The following is a 19962-nucleotide window of genomic DNA, read 5'->3' on the forward strand; positions in this document are numbered from 1 at the left end:
TTCTATTATGAAGAAAGAAGAGAGAATGGCCAAAGAAATTTCGGAGCAACTTGGGGGAATAAAAAACATTCGTAGTATTGCTCATTGTATGACGAGACTACGTTTAACGCTTCATGATGAAAGTAAAGTAAACATGGACCTTTTGAAAAAAGTTGAAGGTGTTATGGGTGTTATAGAAGATGAGACGCTTCAAGTTGTCGTTGGTCCAGGGACAGTAAATAAAGTAGCAGCTGAAATGGAAGGTTTAACAGGATTACGAATTGGTGAGGTGGCAGATCATCACCTTGAAGATATTGGTCAAGAGATTAAATCAGAGATGAAGAAGAAAAATAATACACCAGTGAAGAACTTTTTACGAAAAATAGGTAGCATTTTTATTCCGTTAATACCTGGTCTTGTTGCATCAGGAATTATAAACGGAGTTGCTAACTTCGCGAAAAACGCAGGTGCTGATCCAAATGCAACATGGCTACAAATGTTACTACTCATTGGCGGCGGTATCTTTACATTTTTAGGGGTTTTAGTCGGTTGGAATACAGCGAAAGAATTTGGCGGGACACCTGTTCTTGGGGCAATTGCGGGTATTTTAATCTTTAACCCAGCGATGGCGAATGTGAAATTATTTGGTGAAGCAATGGTACCCGGGCGTGGCGGATTGTTTGCAGTTATTTTTGCGGCGTGGCTTATGGTAGTAGTTGAGAGAAGAGTACGAAAAGCAGTGCCAAATGCAGTTGATATTATTGTAACACCGCTTATTACTGTATTAGCTGTAAGCATAGTTACGATGTTAGCGATTCAGCCAGCAGCGGGATTTTTATCTGATGGTATTACGAGCGGTATTAACGCAATTTTAAATGTTGGTGGGGCATTTGCTGGGGCAGTGCTAGCCGGAACATTTTTACCACTCGTTATGGTCGGATTACACCACGGTTTAACACCGATTCATATGGAGTTTATTAATCAAACGCACGTAACACCTTTATTACCGGTACTCGCAATGGCTGGTGCTGGCCAAGTGGGCGCAGCGATTGCAATTTATGTAAAAACAAAAAATAAACGACTTCGTAATGTGATTAAAGGTGGATTGCCAGTTGGCTTTTTAGGAATTGGTGAGCCGTTATTATACGGGGTTACATTACCACTTGGGAAACCATTTATTACTGCTTGTTTAGGAGCGGCTGTCGGTGGTGCATTCCAAGCAGTTATGAAAACGGCTTCACTTGGAATTGGCGTATCAGGCTTATCTTTAATCCCGTTAATTGCTGATAATAAATATTTACTATATTTCTTAGGTTTAGTAATTGCATATACTTTCGGATTTATCTTCACGTACTTCTTTGGATTTAAAGAAGAGATGGCAGAAAATATATAGAGAAAGGGATTCCTTTCTCTTTTTTCATTAATAGAAAGGGAGATTTATATGATTGGAGTTTCCATTTATCTTTCAAAAGAACGAGTAGAGAAACAAGAAGAGTGGCTAAAATTTGCGAAGGAAAATGGATTTACATCTATTTTCACATCACTGCACATTCCAGAAGATGATCCAAATACGTATAAAGAGTTAATTCAAATATTAGGGAAACAGGCTCTTGCGTATGAAATGGAGTTAATGGTTGATGTTTCTCCAAAATCGTTACATCATTTAGGACTAACATATGAAAATGTGGAAGAGTTATTAGACTGGGGCATTACCGGTTTACGAATGGATTACGGCATTGCGCCAAAAGAAATTACAAGCGTATCTCATAAGATGAAAGTAGCTTTAAATGCGAGCACGATTACAAAGTCATTTTGGAAAGAGTTAATTACTGAAAAGATACGAGTAGAGAATGTAGAAGCGTGGCATAATTTTTACCCACGTCCAGAGACAGGACTAGCAAAGTCCTTCTTACAAAAGCAAAATCAATATTTACAGGAGTGCGGAATAAAAACGATGGCATTTATTCCAGGAGATGGGGAAAAACGTGGTCCGTTATATGGAGGGTTACCGACGTTAGAGAAACATCGCAATATGCGCCCGCTTGAAGCGTATTTAGAACTGGTTCAAGATTGTGGCGTCGATAAAGTGTTGATTGGGGATATAAGCGCAAGTTTGGAAAGCATGCGAGAAATAGAGAGTGCGAGCAGAGGGATTATTCCACTGCGTTACAAATCATTTATAACTGATAAAGAAGCAGTAAAAGTGGTGGAGCAAGTGCATACAAATAGACTAGATCCGGCTCGTGATGTTATTCGATCTGTAGAATCAAGGGAAGGAAATAGAGTGGTGTTACAGCCGATGCATACAATCGCAAGAAAGAAAGGCAGTATTACAATGGATAATGAATTGTACGGTAGATATGCAGGAGAGATGCAAGTTGCCATACATGATTTACCTGTAGATGAGAAAGTGAATGTTGTTGGAATGGTTGTGGAAGAGGATGTATCTTTATTGCCGTATGTTGGCGCTGGAAAAATGTTTCAACTTTTTTTATGCGATAGAATAAAAGCTTGAATTAGCGCTATTTTGTAGGAAAACATTATCCGTAAAAGTGATAATGTTTTTTGTTTTCTTTAAAAAAGTATTTGACGAATGAAATAAAATACCGTATTGTTTTGACTTGTGAATAAAAGTTCACCATAACAAAACAAAAAGGAGAGTTCAAAATGAATCAATATATTGGGAATTTAATTATTCGTATCGTGTTAGGAGTTACGTTCTTTGCACATGGTTTAGCAAAGTTTCAATCAGGTATCGATAACGTAGCAGGATGGTTTACAAGCATCGGTTTACCAGGTGGTCTTGCATACGGCGTAGCAACTGTAGAATTAGTTGGTGGTATATTATTAATTATCGGTTTAGGCGTACGATATGTAGGATTGTTATTCGCTCTTATTTTAGCTGGAGCTATCGTAAAGGTAAATGGAGCAGCAGGTTTATTAGGAGATGGAAAGAATCCGGGATATGAATTAGATCTTGCATTATTATCAATGGGTGCGTATTTATTCGTTGTAAAAGCAGAAGGTTATGTAGACCGTTTCTTAAAAGAGAAAGTAATGAAAACGAAGTAAATTTTATTTATAAATTGTTGACTTGAAGAATTAATGTAACTATAATGATTACAACAAATAGATTAAGAATAAAACAATTTGAATATTTTTTTACACAAGATGTAACTGCACAAGTTACATCTTGTGTAAAAATAAGTAAATGGGAGGAAGTAACATGCCTAAATCAAATTTAGAAATTATTCGAAGTACGTATGAAGGATCAGCTTCTTCAAATGCAAAATATTTAGCAGAAGCCCTCTCTGAAAAAGTGGAATGGACAGAGGCAGAAGGTTTCCCATACGGCGGAACGTATATAGGTATAGAAGCAATAATGGAAAATGTATTTAGCCGTTTAGGATCAGAATGGGATGATTATAAAGCGAGTGTAAATATATATCATGAAGTAAACGGAAAAGATGTAATTATTGCTGAAGGTATATATTCTGGAGTTTATAAAGAAACAGGAAAATCATTTGAAGCAGAATTTGTTCATGTATGGCAGCTTGAAAATGGAAAAATCGTAAAATTCAATCAATATGTGGATAGTTATATTGTACGAGAAGCGATGAAGGTTTAAAATGAAATAAGGAAACAAATGGAATCAGCTGTGCGCAGGGGATTCCATTTGTTTATGTAATTATTAGGGGAATGGGGCATACATAATATGAAAAAATGGATAATAGGGACAATTGCAATGATTGTAATTGCGATAGGAGCTGTATTCGGTGTTACTAAACTTCTTACTTATATAGAGGAAGAAGAGAAGAGCCTTAAAGCACAAAAAGTAATGGGGCAACAGGGGAAGAAAGCAGAGGAAGAGAAGCCACAAGCTAGTGAAGATGAAATTATTTCTACAATGCATAGGATGGTACATCAAAAAGTGAAATCCTCCGAAAAATGGGGATTTATTGAAATGACAAATAAGGAAATTGCTAGTGCGAAGAACGCAGTAGAAAGTAGTACAAATTTTAAACATAAATCAAAGCTACTTGCCACATTAGAGCGCTGGGAGAAAGGGGATTTTTCACAAACGGTTGAGGAGCACAACTTTTTGTGGGAAATTCAAGGTGGCGATACTGGAAAGGCAACAGAACGTTTATCACCAGAAGAGGAAAAGCAGTATATAAAAGAAATGAAGAGTAAATAAAAACATCGCCAACCCAGATGACGATGTTTTTTCATTAAGAATGTTTTCGCATTAAAGCTTTAGTTGGCTGAACAGCAACAGTTTTGAAATGAGAAAATAAATAACAGCCTGTTACAACGACAATTGTCCCTAAAATTTGTATCCACGTTAATTCTTCTCCGAGGAATATGAATGCTAAAATGGCTGTGAAAATCGGATTGAAGTTAAGAAAAATACCAGATGTAGTTGCTCCTAATTTTTGTACGCCAATATTCCAAAATACCATGCAAAGAACTGTTGAAATAAGACCAGTATATAAAAGTGATGTGATGAAAGAATTATTTATATTTGAAACAGTGAAGCTACCTATGTTAAATGGTAGTAATAAAATAACGCCGAAAATACCAGAGTACAACGTTGCCATAAGTGGTGTAGTTGTTTTTGTTGCCCATTTACTGCAAACAGAATAGATTCCCCAAATACAAACTGCTGCAATCATCCATAAATCGCCGCTATTAAAATGTAGTGAAAATAAAAGTGAGAAATCACCTTTTAATAGGACGAGGATAACCCCGAAGAATGACAGAATCATGGATAGAATTTGAAGTGTATTTACTTTTTCTTTTAGAAATAATACAGAAAATAGTGCAATTGAAATTGCGTTTAATGTAGAGATAAGACCTACATTCGTAGCGGATGTTTTTTCTAATGCTAAAAATTGAAAGATGTTAAAAAGAGCGACCCCTGAAATTCCCATTAGTATTAACGGAAGTATTGCAGTACGTGGTGGAAGGATTTTCTTTTCTTTAAGCCATACCATCGGTAATAAACAAACAATTGCAATCATCCATCTTAAACTTGTCAGTGTCATCGGTGATGCATGATCAACGAGTGATTTCCCAACGACAAAATTCCCTCCCCATAATAAGCTCGTTAGTAATAGTAAAAAGACGTAAAAATAAGGCATGCTAAAATCCCCTTTTTTGTAATCAATACGAATTGTAAATAATTTTAGCATTTTTCTTTATTGTGTAATATATTCTTTTGTATAATGGTAAAAACTCAATAAAATGTTTAGTTACAAATGGTGTTTTCGGAAGGATATTCAGTTTTGTATAAATTATAAGGTGTTTTTTCGAATAATCATCGGTAAGAAAAAGGGGGAATTGTAATGGAGTCGTCTGTTATTAAAGTATTGGATGATTTGGACGTACAAATTTTAGATATATTGCAGAAGGAGTCACAAGTAAGTAATGCAGAGCTGGCACGCCGCGTTAATTTATCACCGGCTGCGATGCACGCAAGAATAAAAAGGTTGGATGGGGAAGGCTTCATCGATAAGCAAGTTGCGATTTTAAATCAAGAAAAGCTTGGATTTGATTTATTATGTTTTATTTTTATGAGTACGAATATTCATCAATCAGATAAGCTGGAAGTGTTGGAAAAGGAATTAGAAGCGATGCCGGAAGTGTTAGAATGTCACTGTTTAACAGGAGAGTACGATTACTTACTAAAAGTCGCGAATCGTGATCGTAAAGAGTTGGAGCAGTTTATTAGAAAGCTGAATAAACTTGGTATTACACGTATACAGACGAGTTTGGCACTTCGTGAAATTAAATATTCAACAGTATTGCCGATACGAAATGAGGAACCGAGCATCGATTAGATTGCTTGGTTTTTTGTTTGTATAAAGTGATTGACGAGGAGAAAAGAGAGATGTATTATTATATAAAATTATGAATTAAAATTCATTAAAAGTTATAAATATTAATATCGAGGGCAAGGGGATATAATATGAAAATCTTTAATGCGGTGACGAGTGATGTGAAAGAAATTTATAGTCTCATTGAGGTTTACGCAAAAGAGGGAGTTGTTTTACCACGTTCACTTCTGTCTCTCTATCAATATTTGCAATGTTTATATGTTATGAAAGAAGACGAGAGGATTGTTGGAGTTGCTGGATTGCATGTATTAGGGGAAGATCTTGCAGAAATACGATCGTTAGTCGTTTCGCATACATATGCAGGGCAAGGGATAGGGCGTATGTTAGTGAATCATGTTATGAATGAGGCTGTAAAAATAAAAGTAAATAGAGTGATTTCTTTAACCTATGAAACGGAATTTTTTCAAAAGTGCGGGTTTGATTTTGTGAATAAAGCATCGTTGCCAGAGAAAGTATGGGTTGATTGTAGACATTGTCCAAAGGTTGATTATTGTGATGAGGTGGCGATGGTCCGGTATGTTGGATGAAAAATTTATAGAGAAAAAGTTCTCACTATTATTTACATAATAGTGAGAACTTATATTTCCATAAGAAATGGAGATGTTATTAAGAATTTGAATTCGTTTGTCTCACGGCAAAATTATAAAGTGGATCTTTAAGTTCATAGTTATACGTAGAACCATCGACAATTCCTACAACTTTATCGCTATCATAAAGGTCGAGCATAAATTGTGCCATTTGTTTTGCAGTGTGGAATTTTGGTACAACATTATCGTATTGGAATTCATCAACATCAAATGAACGTTTCGCAAATTCTGTTTCAGTTGCAGCAGGAGCTAAAACTTTTGCTTGCAGTTTTGCGCCTTGTTCTTTCAGTTCGTGAGACAGCCCTTCTGTAAATGCACTTACATAGAATTTCGTAGCGCAATACGTAACAGCATCAGCAACAATTGTGTATCCACCGCCTGATGAAACGTTAATAAGCTGTGTGCCATCAACCATGGAATAATCTCGAACGAAAAGAGAAGAGAGTATCGTTAGTGCTTCTATATTTACATGTAACATCGTTTCTATTTTATTTAAATTTTGTTCAGCAATTGAAGCGAAATTACCAAAACCTGCGTTGTTAATCCACGTTTCAATTTGAAAAGCTTGTAGGCTTTCATAAAGTTTATAAACATCTTCAGTAACAGATAAATCAGTTCTTCGAATGACAACATCCAACTCAGGATGCATTTCGTTAATTTTCAATTTTAATCCGTTTAATTCTTCTTGTCTTCGAGCTACAAGTACTAAATTTTTTCCGCGAGATGCAAATGCTAAAGCTGCTTCATAACCGATTCCAGAACTTGCACCAGTAATAACAGTGTATTTCATATAAAATCCCCCTAAGTTCAAATTCATTTATGGTTAGATTGTATTTGTTAGAGTATACTCTAAGTCAAATGTTTTTTTATAAATTTGATAAGGCTATAAAATATATGAGGGTAAGCATGTGGAGGGAGTGAGAGTATGTACACAATTAGCGAGGTAGCTAAATTATTAGGAGTGAGCACGCATACATTACGTTATTATGAAAAGGAAAATATATTAATTACAAATCGCGATACAAATGGGAATCGGCTTTATGAAGAGTCTCATATAAAGTGGTTGCAGTTTGTAATGAAGTTAAAACAAACGCAAATGCCAATAGCGAAAATAAGAGAATACGCTAGATTATATACAGAAGGGGAGCATACAACTGAAGCTCGTTTACAGCTCCTAGAAGATCATAGGAAATCTATTCAGATTCAAAGAGAAAACTTAGAAGTTACAGAGAAGATGCTCGAAAATAAAATTATTGCATACAAAGATTCGTTGAAGAATAAATAGATTCAAAAATCCTTCACTCCTTGTTATGTGATCAAAAATGGATTTGATCTATGAGTATTTCATCATAGTGTGCGGACAAATTACAAAGAGCAGCTAGCAAAGGCTAACTGCTCTATTCAAGGGATCTCTCCAAGGGGGAGTGGAGAAAATATTATGTTACTAGCAGTATTGACAGATTATTAGGAAATATACAAATCGGATGAAAGAAATTTTAAATAAACTTTCGGCATTGACAGTTTTTAAAATGTTCATGTACAATAAATATGAATGACATTCAGTCATTTTTATGTGGCAGGATGTAGCTAGTTTAAAAATGGAACAAATACAATGGTAAATGAGGATGATAGTTGTTTTTATATAGTAATAATAAAAGAGTATATTTTTTTAAAACAAAAATGACTGATAGTCAGTCATGAAGGGTGAGAGGTATGAAAAATAAAGCTTGGTTATATGTCATATTAACATGTATCTTTGAAATTTTTTGGGTGTTTGGATTTAATACAGCCCATACTTGGTGGCATTGGATTATTATTGTAGGCATTATCGCTATTGATTTTCACTTTCTTTCTAAAGCATGTGAACAGCTTGCGACTGGGACAGTATATGCTGTGTTTGCCGGAGCTGGTACGGTAGGTACGTTCTTAATGGATGTATTCCTTTTCGGCGGGAGTTTCAGCCTAGGAAAACTATTCTTTATCGTGATGGTTGTTGCTGGCGTTATCGGTTTAAAGTTGGCTGACAATAAAGAAGAAACTATGGAAGGAGCTGCTTAAAGATGGGTTGGTTTTTCGTATTTTGTGCTGCAATTAGTGAAATAGTCGGTGTGATAGGTCTTAAAATGTATAGTAAAGATAAGACGTTAGCAAATGGATCGCTTTATATAGGTGGATTTGCAACTTCCTTTGCATTCTTGTATACATCGTTTTTATTCTTACAAGTAAGTGTCGCGTATGCGGTTTGGATCGGTATTGGAACAGCAGGCGCAGTTTTATTAAACATGTTCCTATTTGGTGAGTCGAAAAGTAAAGCGCGTATTATTAGTGTGGCTCTTATTGTATGTGGTGTGACAGGATTAAAGGCACTTTCGTAAAGATATACTGTATCTCCTAACAAATCGTTAGGAGATTTTTATTATAAAAAGTACACGATAATTGACAGTACAGCTAGTTATTTTATAAAATGAGTGACAGTCATTCAATACGCATGTGAAAGGGTTTAGATGATGAATAAAAAAGAGAAAATTGTCTATGCGGCTATTGAAGTGTTTCAGGAAAAGGGCGTTGAAAAAACGAAGATTTCTGATATCGTGAAATTAGCTGGCATTGCGCAAGGAACTTTCTATTTATATTTTCCTTCTAAGCTATCTGTTATGCCTGCAATAGCAGAAGTGATGGTTGAAAAGATGATACTTGCAGTGAAAGAAAAAGTACAAAAGGATGTACCTTTTTCAAATAAAGTGGCACAAGTCATAGATGCGGTGTTTCGCTTTATAGAGGAGTATCGTGAAATACAAGCTTTAATGTATGCAGGTCTGGCATCTACAGAACATATAAAAGAATGGGAAGCTGTGTATGAGCCTCTTTATATGTGGTTAAGCGAATTTTTAAGTGAGGCGAAAGAAGCCGGTGAAATTCGTGATTCGGTTCATGCAGAGCGAACAGCAAAGTTATTTATCGCTCTTGTTGAATCAGCAGCAGAACAAGTTTATTTATATGATCATAAAGATGATGAGCAAGTCGAGCTACAAAAGGCAGAAGTACTAGATTTTTTAACACATGCACTACATATAAAGAAGTAGTAAGATGAACCTGTCTGAAAAGGTAGGTTCATTTTTGAGGAGAAATGAATGATAGTCATTCACATTGTACTTATGTATGTGTGGAAGGATAGAGTGAAATTCTAATGGGTAGGGCATCTCTACTCATTACTAGCCCGAAAAGAGCAGGATAAAGAAAAAGCTTCTTGGGCATTATTTTTGAGAGGAACTTACGGGAAGAGGTGTTAAAAAGTGAAGAAACCGATAAAAGAACAAAAGATGGTATTGGTCATTCTTTTGAGTAATATATTTATCGCTTTTTTAGGGATTGGATTAATCATTCCGGTTATGCCGTCTTTTATGAATGATATGGGTTTAACAGGAAAGACGATGGGATATCTCGTTGCAGTATTTGCAATGGCTCAGCTCATTACTTCACCTATTACAGGTCGGTGGGTTGACCTTTACGGTAGGAAGAAAATGATAATCATTGGATTATTTATTTTTGGTGTTTCAGAGCTTCTTTTTGGATTAGGAAAAGATGTATGGATGCTTTATATAGCGAGGGTATTAGGCGGAATTAGTGCGGCGTTCATTATGCCTGGTGTTACGGCATATGTTGCGGATATTACATCTATGGAAGAACGTCCAAAGGCGATGGGATATTTATCAGCGGCTATTAGTACCGGCTTTATTATAGGGCCTGGAATCGGCGGATTTATTGCAGAATACGGTATACGTGTGCCGTTCTTTGTGGCCGCAGTAATTGCCTTTTTTGCGTGTGTGATTTCGATCTTTATTTTAAAAGAACCGTTAACGAAAGAAGAACTTGCGGAGATTTCTGCTAATACGAAGGAATCAAGTTTTATTGGTGATTTAAAGAAATCATTACATCCAATGTATGCAATTGCATTTATTATCGTATTTGTACTCGCATTCGGATTATCAGCATATGAAACAGTGTTTAGCTTGTTCTCTGATCATAAATTTGGTTTCTCGCCGAAAGATATTGCAGCAATTATTACAATTAGCTCGATCTTTGGGGTAGTTGTACAGGTATTTATGTTTGGCAAATTGGTAGACATGTTCGGTGAAAAAGTATTAATCCAAATATGTTTAATTATAGGTGCAATATTAGCATTCGTCTCAACTGTAGTCTCTAATTATTGGATTGTACTTCTCGTTACTTGCTTTATTTTCCTAGCATTTGATTTACTGCGTCCTGCATTAACGACGTTTTTATCAAAAGCAGCTGGAAAAGAGCAAGGATTCGTTGCTGGTATGAACTCAACTTATACGAGTTTAGGTAATATCGCAGGGCCGGCGATGGGCGGAATATTATTTGATATGAATATTCATTATCCATATGCATTTTCAGGCGTTGTTTTAATAGTTGGTCTCGGTATTACATTTATGTGGAGAGAGAAACAGCTAGCTGAAAGTTTTGCGAAGTAATATAGTGAATTACGAAAGCCCCTTACCATTGTTATGGTAAGGGGCTTTTCGTTTATCACGTTATGCGCGGGAGCTAGGGTGATGAAGGTTTCGCTTTATAAACTTAAACCAAACCGCTTTAATTCAATAAATATCCCCTCTAATTGCTTTCCTTTATCCGTTAATGTGTATTCTACACGAGGCGGAACTTCTGGATATACTTTTCTCGTTATAATACCTTGTGTTTCTAACTCTTTTAGTCGAAGCGATAATGTTTTTGGACTAATGCCATCCATTGATTTTTGTAAATCACTAAAGCGTAATGTTCCTTCGATAAGAAGGTCGCGAATGATTAAAAACGTCCATTTTGTACGAATTACGTCAAGTGTTTTAGCGATAGGACAAGGAATGCCAGGTAAACCTTTCGTTAATTCAACCGGATCTATATTGCTCATGGAATTAGCCTCCATAAAATTTTTTTGAATGAATTTGCTTTATAGTATCACAAAACTATACTTTTGGTAACTATATGAAAAAAATATCACTACTTCCATATGGGAAGTTAGTGCATATACAATAGCAATACGAAATACAAAGAGTTTGTATGAGGAGGAGGTGATGTCCATGAGTATAAAAAAGTTGTTTACGTTCCTTAGTTTTTTTGTCATTTGTATTGTACTTGTAGCTTGTAGTGGTGAACAACAAAACGAAATTCAGTTACTAAAAGAAATGCCAAAGGCAAAAACAATGACAATCGATCCTTCACTAAGTAAAATGGAAGCGACCGAAATCGTTCATACAGCTCAGCGTTTTTACGCATTTTGGGATACAGGTAAGGAGGAGCTTATTCCGCAGACTGTTACGAAAAATTTCTTCGATAATACGTTGCCAAAAGGCCGTCCGCAAGGTGTCGAAGGGTTAAAATTTGCAGCGCAAAATTTTCGTAAAGTTATTCCAAATATACATTGTGAGATTGAAGATTTATTAGTTGCTGGTGATAAAGTAACAGCTCGTCTTTCTTTTACAGGAACGCATAATGGTAAAGAGATTCGTTTTTTTGCAATTGATATTTTGCATGTGAAAGACGGAAAGATAACGGAAGATTGGCATTTGGAAGATAATCTTACGCTACAGCAACAGCTCGGCTTAATAGCTGAAGAGTAGATCATATAGGGAGAGAAAAGCGATGAAAAATATATTTATTATAAATGGACATGAAAAATACGGTACGAAAGAAGGGCGATTAAATAAAACGTTAGTAGATTATATGGTTACTGTATTAGGCGAGAATCATCATGTGAAAACAACAACGATTCAAGATGGCTACAATATTAAAGAAGAACAAGATAAGTTTTTATGGGCGGATGTTGTTATTTATCAAACACCAATTTATTGGTTTAGTGTTCCAGGATTATTTAAAACGTATATGGATGAAGTATATGAATACGGTTTATTCTTTAGAGGTGCAGATGAATATGGAACTGGTGGTTTATTACACGATAAGCAGTATATGTTTTCTACAACTTGGAATGCACCTGAAACATCATTTGGAGATAAGACGAAGTTCTTTGAAGGAGAAAGTTTAGAATCAACGCTTAGTCATTTACACCGTGTGCAGAAGTTTCTTGGTATGAGTCCGTTAAAGAGCTTTGCTTGTTATGATGTGGTGAAGAATCCGGATATTGAGCAGTATTTATTGAACTTGAAAGATCATTTAGATGGAGTAATTAAATAATAGTTTGCATCTTTGTGCGCAAGAAGGTACTACTAAGGAGGTAGTACCTTCTCTTTTATGAAATACGTTGAAAATCTTTACTTATACAGGATTGTTTTAGTTTTTTTGATTTGATTAAATGCTTAATATCAGAGATGTTATCGTGTGAAAGCTGAGTATGATAATAGTTAATGTACTCAAGTAATGCAAAAGTATAAATAAATAGAGTGAATGATAGCCCGCCTAAAGGTAAGTGGGGATACCAAATTACAAAATCGATAGTAAACGTAATAAATCCGGTGATAATCAATGCTATATTTATCTTTTTAAGTACTTTTAAATATTGAAGCATTCTAATAGGTGTAATAGATGTTTTCTCTTTTTTTAGTCGTTTCCACTTTACGTACCAGTAAATTGTTCCTTGTAATAAGATAAACTCTAAAAGAAGAAATGAGACCCAAAAAGAAGATAGGGAATATAAATGTAACGTAGGATAAGCATAATTAAGTAAGTTACTTGTGAAAATAAAAGTAATGACTGAAAATAACTCACCTGTGTATAGGTAGGAAAGCCTTTTTTCTAGGTTGCGTTTCATGTTTTTTCTCCTTTTATAAACACACATATTTTAATACGTGGATGGTTGTATCCATAACTTCGCAAAATTTGCCCAACCAAATGAATCAATGGTTACGTTTTTTAAAGAAGAAGGGTATGTTTTTCTTTTTAAAACGTGATAGTTAAATAAAATGATGTTTTCGGCTTGTAAAAATTCTTCGATTTCATACATGAGTTCATAACGCTTTTCTTTATTTTCTTCTAGTAAAAATGTATCTAGCAAACAGTTAATTTGTTTTTCGTAGTGAGGGTCTATGAACCGGCTTACGAAGCAACTTTTATTTTTAAATACATTTAAGAATGCAATTTCATGATCGGCAGCAAACACTTCTCCCATGAAAATAATATCGGCATGTTTCTCAATAGAGCGATCCATATAATCTGAAACGGGAAATGGGTGAAGTTCTACTTGTATACCTAAACTTTCACATCGTTCTTTTAAGAAATATGCATCATTTGCACTATCTTTAAATGCGAAGAAGTAAATATGTATCGTTTCTCCATTATATGTACTCTTTTTCAAATACTCTTTTGCTTTTTCTAAAGAGTAGGATCTTCTTGTTGCAAGGCGGCTTCTATCAGGGAAGAAGCTTGATGCAGCAATTGTTCGTCTACCCTCTATGTTACGAAGTATCGTTTCAACGTCATATAGTTCTCTCCAAGCTTTTCGAAAGTACATGTCGTGATGAGGACCAGGTTTTGTAAAGTTGAAGCTAGCATAAATACAACCTATTTCTTCTATTTGTATATTATACCTTTCATTCTCTTCTTCATTTGGTAGTTCATAATCAGCATCTATTTGCACATGATCAGGAATACCCCAAAATTCAATACGGTCTAATAACGCGCGTTCTTTAAAATAATGGGTGAACGCTTCGAGTACGATATTGTCTTCAGAGTAACGAGCAAGTTTGAAAGGTCCAGTACCTATATAATGATGATCTTGAATACTAGCATCACATGGCAAAATTGCTAGTTGCATGGAACTTACATAGTGTAAGAAAAATAAATTTGGTTTTGCTAAATGAAATCGAATTTGCAGTGGTGATGGCGTTTCAATTTGAACAATGTCTTCTGTTAACCATTCGAAGGGAGATTTAACTTGCTTTAGTCGTTTAAATGAAAATTGCACATCTTTAGAAGTTAAAATAGTTTCGTTATGAAAATGTACATCTTTTCGTAAATGAAACGTCCACGTAAGCCCGTCTTCACTTAATTCCCACGTATGTGCAATGTGTGGTTCCATTTTTTCAGTAACATTGTTATAAACGACTAACGTGTCAAAAATTTGACTCGTAAGATGGCTCTCCGTAGTTACAGCCACAAAGGCCGGATCTAATGGGAATATCTTTCTGGATATAGGAATCTTTAAAATGTCGTACATATCATTTGAAGGTTCATAGCCAAAATGATGATGAAGTTTACCTTCAATGTTCTTATGAAGTGAGGGAGGCAGTGGTTCTTTTAAAAGAAGAAAAACATCTTTTAATTTTTCTTGCGCTAACAGTTCATCTGTATAGCATTCAATCGCTTCTACGAAACTATGTACAAATATAATTTCCGTTTTATTCCCGCGACCTCTCCCTGGTATCCACTTAATTAATTGTTCCTCACTCATTTTCTTTAATAAAATTTTCACGTTTTTCGTACTGCAATATAAAATATCCGCTAATTCTTGTAAGCTACTCCGTATATGTTTTTGATCTTGTGCATGTAGTCTTAGTCTAATGTAATAGTCCATAATTTTCATATATACACTTCCTTCTATAATAAAAGGGGAAACTCTTTAGAATATTCTAACCTTTTTCTTCCTCTTTTTCAAAGTAAAATGAATAAGCATAAGGAGGGGGAAACAATGGGATTTTGGAGTATGCATCGAAATATAAAAATTAGAATTATAACTTCGTTTTTAACACGTACAGTGTCCACGATGATCTTTCCATTTATGGCGATTTATTTTTCAGTAAAGTTAGGTAGTGCGATTGCTGGTGCTTTATTACTTATTAATGTGTTGGCTTCATTAGTAATTGGTTTGTACGGTGGATATGTTGGAGATCGGCTCGGTCGTAAAAAGGTGATGATTATCGGCCAAAGTATACAAGTCATTTCCATCGCTTGTATGGGAGTTGCAAACTCAGACTATGTAGATTCACCGTGGTTAACATTTGTATTTATGTTGGTGAACAGTTTAGGATCTGGACTTATGAATCCAGCGACTGAAGCGATGTTAATTGATGTGAGTACACCGGAAAATCGAAAAGTGATGTACAGCATTAACTACTGGGCGATTAATTTATCGATTGCGATTGGAGCAATATTTGGTGGATTGCTATTTGAGAACTATAGATTACAACTGTTTATCGTGTTAACAGCTGTTGCGGTTATTACTTTATATGTGATGGCTGTATATATGGAAGAAGTGTATGTAGCACGAAAAACAGTAGAGAAGAAAAATGTATTAAAAGATATGGCGGATAGTTATACAGTTGTTATGAAAGATAGAGCATTTTTAATTTTTTGTGCAGCAAGTATATGTACATTATCGTTAGAGTTTCAAATTAATAATTATTTAGGGGTCCGTCTGCAGAAGGAGTTTGAAACGGTACACTTTTTCTTCGGTAATGGTTTTACGTTTGATTTAACGGGTATTCGCATGCTGAGCTGGATATCAGCAGAGAATACAATTTTAGTTGTATTATGTTCAGCACTTCTTATTAAATTGCTGAAAAGCTTCAATGATTTGAAAATCTTATATGTAGGTTTATTCATTTATACAATTGGATTTACAATACTCGGAACGAGCAATAGTCTATGGATCTTATTAATCGCAGGGATTTTCCAAACAGTAGGTGAGATGATGTATGTGCCAGTACGTCAATCTATTATGGCAGATATGGTGCCAGATGAAGCAAGAGGTTCTTATATGGCGATTAACGGGATGGTCTTTCAAGTTGCAAAAATGAACGGGGCATTAGGAGTTATGCTAGGTTCATTTATTGCATCTTTGGGGATGAGTGCGCTGTATTTTATCGTTGGTATGAGTAGTATTTTATTATTTATGAAGGCAATCGGGAAAGAGAAGTATGAGGATACAAGAGAAGTTTCTCAGATTGGGTAAAACTATATAAAAAGCGAGCCAGTTACACTGGGGCTCGCTTTTTATATGATTTTTAAAACGGATCAACCTCAGCTAAATCAGGATTGGCATTTGGATTTGTTAATAAGTTTTTTAGCTCACCTACTTCAGAGAGAGCGACGAGGATATAACCACTAATGAGAACGATGAGTCCGATGACACGTAATGTTTGCAATGAAATGTCACGACTATTGTTTTCAGAGGAGGTTTCGGGCGTTGAAGGTGGATTGTTATTCATAAATAAAGCTCCCATCTTTTGTATTTATATATGTGTGAAATCATTATTTAACTTATGGATAGGAATTATATAGTCATTTTCACTATATGAGAATTGCCTATGAATAGTGATTAGAAATTTTGAGACGAAAAAAGAGACTGTATATAACAGCCTCTTTTTCGTTAAAACGAAGAAATACGTTGTTTTGTTTTTGGTACAATAATAAATTTGATCCAGATTGCCCCGATTACCATAATAAGCAAAGTATGCAGTAATTGTCCTGTAGCAAGGAGTATAACGCCTGAAAATACAATGAGCTGAATGCTTAGTAATATAAAGATTAAGCGAAGAAATTGCTTCATTCTTTCTTCAGTAGTAATTGGATATAATGCTACGATAATATTTCCCGAAAAATATTTCCACAGGGAACGTAGCTGCATAGAAATCATATATAGGACGATGTAAGCGATAGCGCCTTTTACGTATATGTTTGGTATAAAATATAAGGCGAAGGCACCAATCACTCCTAAGCGAATATATATACCGAAATAATCATTCCCGCGTAAAAATGCTAGTGTGTGTAAATAGAAGAAAGTTGCTCGCTTTTTATGTAATAAAGGCTCAATCCAATTTGTAAGCCATTTTCTTTTATTTACTTGCTTATTCAGTTGCGGAACATCGGTGAAAATACTAGCAAATTGATAAAAACGAACGTTCATTTTTTCTTCTTGTTCGATTATGTAATCCCACGGTATTCGTTTTGTAGGCTGTTTTTTCGTATATAGAAGCAGGAAAGTAAGTAGTAAGAGTAATCCGCCCAATATGAGAACATTTGCTGAGTAAAACAGCATGTAAATGATTAGGGCGTTACAAGCAATACGAATAATGAGCCATATGTTTTTTTCATGGTTATCACGCCATATCCAATGTATGTACATGTTCCAAGCTTTCGTAATCATTAAAACGATAAAGATTGTACATAAGAAAGGTACAGTTACTTGTAATGATTGCATAGCAAGTGGTACGAGAATCAGGAACGTAAATAATAATGGAAAAAGCTGAATGATGTAATTGTATAGAAGAGATTTTTTGAAATAGGATGTTAGTTTCTCTTCTAATGCAAGCAAGTAGACAGCATCGGGCTTTTGAATAAATGTGCGGATTGGGCATCTCGTTATAATGAATGTAAGTACGGCCGTTATGAGTAGTAAAGATATTCCTTTAGAAGGAGATGTTTTTAGAAACTGAGCATAGTAATATGCACCAACGCATGAAATAAAGATAAAGCTATATAGTAAACCGTTAATCATACGTGCAAAGTATGTAATGATATTTTGAATATGTTGTTGGAAGCGACTGCTCCATAGCGATTCGATTGACATATTTTTCACCTCTTTGTTCTATTATATATGTTTTACAAAAGAAAAAACGAGCAAATTGCGTTATGCAACTTGCCCGTTTTTCTTTTCGTTATTTTTTTTCTGATCACGATTCATTAATGGATAGAAAGCAAATCCGATTACGAATAAACCAATTCCGAGAAGGAATGTTTTTATATCGGATGCGCCGGTTTTAATAACCCATAGTGCATAGCAAAGTGCGATCACTGCGACTATACCATCTGTAATTCTTGCCCGCATTTCATTTTTATACGTTTCACCAGTTGCGACTAGTTTTAACTGGAAGATTGGTGAAACGAGATATGGAATGAGGTAGGCCAGTGTTGATACGGTAATAACGAATGTATAAGCTTCCGCAATTGTTCCTGATAATGTTGAGAATAAGAACACTTGCGACATAATGTTTGTTAATCGTAATGAGTAAATTGGGCTTCCTTTTTTATTTGTTTTCGTAAAGAAGGAAGGGAAGAAACCTTCTTTTGCTGCTTGATAAGGTACTTCTGAGCTTAATAAAATCCAGCCTAAGATAGAACCGAATAGGGAAGTAAGAGCAAGTAATGCCATAAGTTTCCCGCCGCCATGACCCATTGCAGCATTTAGTGCATCTGCTAATGGACGTTCAGAAGCTTGTAATGTATCAACGTGAAGTACACCCATTGTTAAAATTGTAATTCCTAAGTAAATCGCAACTGTAATAAGTAATCCTGCAACCGTTGCACGTTTTACCGTTTTTGGAGAAACAGCACGGTTTGATAAAAGAACGGCTGATTCAATTCCGATAAACGCCCAAAGCGTTGTAAGAGCAGCTAAATTTACTTGTGAAAGAAGACCGTGTGATACACCTGATTTATCGATCATCGGTGTGTACCATTGTCCAAACTTAGAAGCTTCGAATGCAAATAAAGTAACGACGATGAATAAAAGAAATCCAGTTACTTTCGTTGTTGTTGCTAAGAAGTTTAGTTTTCCAGCTCCGCTTACACCGTTTGTTAATATAATATGAGTTCCCCAAAGTAAGATGGAACAAATAGTAAATGTAATTAGTTTTCCGACTTCTATGTTAAAAGAACCGATTGAAAATAGTAGTCGTGTATCTTTCATAATTGGGAAGAAGAGTGATAAATATCCCGCAAATGATGTAATGATGGCAACGTTACTTGCCCAGTTTGCAACCCAATATCCCCATACCATACTGAAACCAGCCATTTTTTTCTTTTTTGGTGTTGAGAATAAAGCATATGCATGACTTTGTGGTCCTGTCGTTAAGTCAGGACGACGAATTGCTAAATTACCAAAAACAAGAGCTAGCATTAAAACACCAAACCCTGTTGTTAACCAAGCTAAAGTGACACCGAGAGGGCTTGCTGTTTGCGCTAACGTACTTGGCACCATGAAAATCCCAGCGCCAACCATGTTACCGACAACGAAAGCTGTTAGTACCCAAAAGCCCCATTTTTTTTGTTGCATAGAAAATACCTCCAAAGTTAGTATAACCAAGTCAAGCGAGGAGATATGTATGTCTTCCTAGTAGAGAAGAGAAGTCCCAAACAAAACAAAAAAAGCACGTAATTTGCCGCTACATGCTTTCTATCTTATAAGAAACCCACGACATACCTCTCGATAGCTCTCCACAAACGAAGCGTTTGTGACAGTTCTGCACTTATTAAATGCAGACCCAGCAAGTGTGCATGGTGGACACGACTTACTTCGGCAATCATTCCTTTCTCATTCCTTCATCAATGCCACTACATCTCCTGAAATGATACTCTTAATGACTGCAACCTCTACCTCACCGAGATACGAATGAGGATTTAAATATTAAATTAACGTATTTAAGAGTAACAAATGTATTTTTATACGTCAATGGATATAGTAATAATCAGATTATAGAGAAGAGTTTGTGATTAAAAAGGGGAGGGATTATTGTACAATGTTTAAA

General features: G+C 35.3%; 23 protein-coding genes and 1 riboswitch. Of the genes, 15 read left to right on the top strand and 8 right to left on the bottom strand.

Features of this window, described 5'->3' with window-relative positions:
* The first annotated feature begins 7 nt into the window (after nt 1–7).
* The 5 genes from COK05_RS22150 to COK05_RS22170 all read left to right on the top strand — a co-directional run bounded on the left by COK05_RS22150 (nt 8) and on the right by COK05_RS22170 (nt 4177).
* A complete protein-coding gene (locus tag COK05_RS22150; protein ID WP_098614276.1) occupies nt 8–1372 on the top strand; it encodes a PTS transporter subunit EIIC in 1365 nt (454 codons plus the stop codon).
* Nucleotides 1373–1420: 48 nt separating this feature from the next.
* The gene (locus tag COK05_RS22155; RefSeq protein ID WP_098614277.1) at nt 1421–2494 is read left to right on the top strand and encodes a DUF871 domain-containing protein; all 1074 of its coding nucleotides are present in this window, start codon (nt 1421–1423) and stop codon (nt 2492–2494) included.
* A 152-nt stretch (nt 2495–2646) separates the two neighbouring features.
* Nucleotides 2647–3051, top strand: coding sequence for a DoxX family protein (locus tag COK05_RS22160; RefSeq protein ID WP_001077751.1), 405 nt, complete (start codon nt 2647–2649; stop codon nt 3049–3051).
* Nucleotides 3052–3205: 154 nt separating this feature from the next.
* Nucleotides 3206–3607 carry a nuclear transport factor 2 family protein gene (locus tag COK05_RS22165; RefSeq protein ID WP_098614278.1) on the top strand — a complete coding sequence of 134 codons (402 nt, stop codon included), beginning with the start codon at nt 3206–3208 and terminating at the stop codon, nt 3605–3607.
* 87 nt (nt 3608–3694) lie between these two features.
* Nucleotides 3695–4177 (top strand): PRK06770 family protein, encoded by a 483-nt coding sequence (locus COK05_RS22170; RefSeq protein WP_098614279.1) that lies wholly within the window; start codon nt 3695–3697, stop codon nt 4175–4177.
* Nucleotides 4178–4211: 34 nt separating this feature from the next.
* Here the strand turns inward: COK05_RS22170 and COK05_RS22175 are convergent, their stop codons facing one another.
* The gene (locus COK05_RS22175) at nt 4212–5123 is read right to left on the bottom strand and encodes a DMT family transporter (RefSeq protein WP_098614280.1); all 912 of its coding nucleotides are present in this window, start codon (nt 5121–5123) and stop codon (nt 4212–4214) included.
* A gap of 204 nt (nt 5124–5327) precedes the next feature.
* Between COK05_RS22175 and COK05_RS22180 the strand changes: the two genes are divergently transcribed.
* Complete coding sequence (locus COK05_RS22180; RefSeq protein ID WP_000446106.1) at nt 5328–5822, top strand: Lrp/AsnC family transcriptional regulator; 495 nt, start codon at nt 5328–5330, stop codon at nt 5820–5822.
* Between the two features lie 128 nt (nt 5823–5950).
* The gene (locus COK05_RS22185) at nt 5951–6406 is read left to right on the top strand and encodes an N-acetyltransferase (protein ID WP_098614281.1); all 456 of its coding nucleotides are present in this window, start codon (nt 5951–5953) and stop codon (nt 6404–6406) included.
* Between the two features lie 79 nt (nt 6407–6485).
* Here the strand turns inward: COK05_RS22185 and COK05_RS22190 are convergent, their stop codons facing one another.
* The gene (locus COK05_RS22190) at nt 6486–7256 is read right to left on the bottom strand and encodes an SDR family NAD(P)-dependent oxidoreductase (RefSeq protein ID WP_098614282.1); all 771 of its coding nucleotides are present in this window, start codon (nt 7254–7256) and stop codon (nt 6486–6488) included.
* Nucleotides 7257–7391: 135 nt separating this feature from the next.
* Between COK05_RS22190 and COK05_RS22195 the strand changes: the two genes are divergently transcribed.
* The 5 genes from COK05_RS22195 (at nt 7392) to COK05_RS22215 (ending at nt 10962) form a co-directional block, all read left to right on the top strand.
* On the top strand, nt 7392–7751 hold the full coding sequence (locus tag COK05_RS22195; protein ID WP_098614283.1) for a MerR family transcriptional regulator: 360 nt from the start codon (nt 7392–7394) through the stop codon (nt 7749–7751).
* 428 nt (nt 7752–8179) lie between these two features.
* Entirely contained in the window at nt 8180–8524 is a 345-nt protein-coding gene (locus COK05_RS22200) for a DMT family transporter (RefSeq protein WP_098614284.1), read from the top strand.
* A gap of 2 nt (nt 8525–8526) precedes the next feature.
* The gene (locus COK05_RS22205; RefSeq protein ID WP_098614285.1) at nt 8527–8841 is read left to right on the top strand and encodes a DMT family transporter; all 315 of its coding nucleotides are present in this window, start codon (nt 8527–8529) and stop codon (nt 8839–8841) included.
* Between the two features lie 129 nt (nt 8842–8970).
* A complete protein-coding gene (locus COK05_RS22210; protein WP_098614286.1) occupies nt 8971–9549 on the top strand; it encodes a TetR family transcriptional regulator in 579 nt (192 codons plus the stop codon).
* Between the two features lie 210 nt (nt 9550–9759).
* Nucleotides 9760–10962, top strand: a complete 1203-nt coding sequence (locus COK05_RS22215; protein ID WP_098614287.1) for an MFS transporter — start codon at nt 9760–9762, stop codon at nt 10960–10962.
* 95 nt (nt 10963–11057) lie between these two features.
* On the opposite strand, the gene COK05_RS22220 is transcribed toward COK05_RS22215, so the two are convergent.
* Nucleotides 11058–11396: a winged helix-turn-helix transcriptional regulator gene (locus COK05_RS22220; RefSeq protein ID WP_098614288.1), complete on the bottom strand. Its 339-nt coding sequence runs from the start codon at nt 11394–11396 to the stop codon at nt 11058–11060.
* A gap of 169 nt (nt 11397–11565) precedes the next feature.
* Between COK05_RS22220 and COK05_RS22225 the strand changes: the two genes are divergently transcribed.
* Nucleotides 11566–12105, top strand: coding sequence for an ester cyclase (locus COK05_RS22225; protein WP_098614289.1), 540 nt, complete (start codon nt 11566–11568; stop codon nt 12103–12105).
* Between the two features lie 22 nt (nt 12106–12127).
* Nucleotides 12128–12676, top strand: a complete 549-nt coding sequence (locus COK05_RS22230) for an NAD(P)H-dependent oxidoreductase (protein WP_098614290.1) — start codon at nt 12128–12130, stop codon at nt 12674–12676.
* 55 nt (nt 12677–12731) lie between these two features.
* On the opposite strand, the gene COK05_RS22235 is transcribed toward COK05_RS22230, so the two are convergent.
* Nucleotides 12732–13250 carry a general stress protein gene (locus tag COK05_RS22235; RefSeq protein WP_098614291.1) on the bottom strand — a complete coding sequence of 173 codons (519 nt, stop codon included), beginning with the start codon at nt 13248–13250 and terminating at the stop codon, nt 12732–12734.
* Between the two features lie 30 nt (nt 13251–13280).
* Entirely contained in the window at nt 13281–15020 is a 1740-nt protein-coding gene (locus tag COK05_RS22240; protein WP_098614292.1) for an SgrR family transcriptional regulator, read from the bottom strand.
* Between the two features lie 105 nt (nt 15021–15125).
* Here COK05_RS22240 and COK05_RS22245 point away from each other — a divergent pair, with 105 nt between their 5' ends.
* Nucleotides 15126–16388 (top strand): MDR family MFS transporter, encoded by a 1263-nt coding sequence (locus COK05_RS22245; protein WP_098614293.1) that lies wholly within the window; start codon nt 15126–15128, stop codon nt 16386–16388.
* A 52-nt stretch (nt 16389–16440) separates the two neighbouring features.
* On the opposite strand, the gene COK05_RS22250 is transcribed toward COK05_RS22245, so the two are convergent.
* The 3 genes from COK05_RS22250 to COK05_RS22260 all read right to left on the bottom strand — a co-directional run bounded on the left by COK05_RS22250 (nt 16441) and on the right by COK05_RS22260 (nt 19490).
* Entirely contained in the window at nt 16441–16644 is a 204-nt protein-coding gene (locus COK05_RS22250) for a hypothetical protein (RefSeq protein WP_098614294.1), read from the bottom strand.
* 161 nt (nt 16645–16805) lie between these two features.
* A complete protein-coding gene (locus COK05_RS22255; RefSeq protein WP_098614295.1) occupies nt 16806–18005 on the bottom strand; it encodes an ABC transporter permease in 1200 nt (399 codons plus the stop codon).
* Nucleotides 18006–18065: 60 nt separating this feature from the next.
* A complete protein-coding gene (locus tag COK05_RS22260; RefSeq protein WP_001186296.1) occupies nt 18066–19490 on the bottom strand; it encodes an amino acid permease in 1425 nt (474 codons plus the stop codon).
* 146 nt (nt 19491–19636) lie between these two features.
* A riboswitch (Lysine riboswitch) is annotated at nt 19637–19818 on the bottom strand.
* Nucleotides 19819–19962 lie beyond the last annotated feature (144 nt).

This window comes from Bacillus cereus (assembly GCF_002567495.1).
Classification (GTDB): Bacteria; Bacillota; Bacilli; order Bacillales; family Bacillaceae_G; genus Bacillus_A; species Bacillus_A cereus_AQ.

What these genes read in the sequence shown, in the direction of transcription:
- COK05_RS22150 (WP_098614276.1), top strand. Translation starts at nt 8, where the DNA reads ATGAAGAAAGAAGAGAGAATGGCCAAAGAAATTTCGGAGCAACTTGGG.
- COK05_RS22155 (WP_098614277.1), top strand. Translation starts at nt 1,421, where the DNA reads ATGATTGGAGTTTCCATTTATCTTTCAAAAGAACGAGTAGAGAAACAA.
- COK05_RS22160 (WP_001077751.1), top strand. Translation starts at nt 2,647, where the DNA reads ATGAATCAATATATTGGGAATTTAATTATTCGTATCGTGTTAGGAGTT.
- COK05_RS22165 (WP_098614278.1), top strand. Translation starts at nt 3,206, where the DNA reads ATGCCTAAATCAAATTTAGAAATTATTCGAAGTACGTATGAAGGATCA.
- COK05_RS22170 (WP_098614279.1), top strand. Translation starts at nt 3,695, where the DNA reads ATGAAAAAATGGATAATAGGGACAATTGCAATGATTGTAATTGCGATA.
- COK05_RS22175 (WP_098614280.1), bottom strand. Translation starts at nt 5,123, where the DNA reads ATGCCTTATTTTTACGTCTTTTTACTATTACTAACGAGCTTATTATGG.
- COK05_RS22180 (WP_000446106.1), top strand. Translation starts at nt 5,328, where the DNA reads ATGGAGTCGTCTGTTATTAAAGTATTGGATGATTTGGACGTACAAATT.
- COK05_RS22185 (WP_098614281.1), top strand. Translation starts at nt 5,951, where the DNA reads ATGAAAATCTTTAATGCGGTGACGAGTGATGTGAAAGAAATTTATAGT.
- COK05_RS22190 (WP_098614282.1), bottom strand. Translation starts at nt 7,256, where the DNA reads ATGAAATACACTGTTATTACTGGTGCAAGTTCTGGAATCGGTTATGAA.
- COK05_RS22195 (WP_098614283.1), top strand. Translation starts at nt 7,392, where the DNA reads ATGTACACAATTAGCGAGGTAGCTAAATTATTAGGAGTGAGCACGCAT.
- COK05_RS22200 (WP_098614284.1), top strand. Translation starts at nt 8,180, where the DNA reads ATGAAAAATAAAGCTTGGTTATATGTCATATTAACATGTATCTTTGAA.
- COK05_RS22205 (WP_098614285.1), top strand. Translation starts at nt 8,527, where the DNA reads ATGGGTTGGTTTTTCGTATTTTGTGCTGCAATTAGTGAAATAGTCGGT.
- COK05_RS22210 (WP_098614286.1), top strand. Translation starts at nt 8,971, where the DNA reads ATGATGAATAAAAAAGAGAAAATTGTCTATGCGGCTATTGAAGTGTTT.
- COK05_RS22220 (WP_098614288.1), bottom strand. Translation starts at nt 11,396, where the DNA reads ATGAGCAATATAGATCCGGTTGAATTAACGAAAGGTTTACCTGGCATT.
- COK05_RS22225 (WP_098614289.1), top strand. Translation starts at nt 11,566, where the DNA reads ATGAGTATAAAAAAGTTGTTTACGTTCCTTAGTTTTTTTGTCATTTGT.
- COK05_RS22230 (WP_098614290.1), top strand. Translation starts at nt 12,128, where the DNA reads ATGAAAAATATATTTATTATAAATGGACATGAAAAATACGGTACGAAA.
- COK05_RS22235 (WP_098614291.1), bottom strand. Translation starts at nt 13,250, where the DNA reads ATGAAACGCAACCTAGAAAAAAGGCTTTCCTACCTATACACAGGTGAG.
- COK05_RS22240 (WP_098614292.1), bottom strand. Translation starts at nt 15,020, where the DNA reads ATGAAAATTATGGACTATTACATTAGACTAAGACTACATGCACAAGAT.
- COK05_RS22245 (WP_098614293.1), top strand. Translation starts at nt 15,126, where the DNA reads ATGGGATTTTGGAGTATGCATCGAAATATAAAAATTAGAATTATAACT.
- COK05_RS22250 (WP_098614294.1), bottom strand. Translation starts at nt 16,644, where the DNA reads ATGAATAACAATCCACCTTCAACGCCCGAAACCTCCTCTGAAAACAAT.
- COK05_RS22255 (WP_098614295.1), bottom strand. Translation starts at nt 18,005, where the DNA reads ATGTCAATCGAATCGCTATGGAGCAGTCGCTTCCAACAACATATTCAA.
- COK05_RS22260 (WP_001186296.1), bottom strand. Translation starts at nt 19,490, where the DNA reads ATGCAACAAAAAAAATGGGGCTTTTGGGTACTAACAGCTTTCGTTGTC.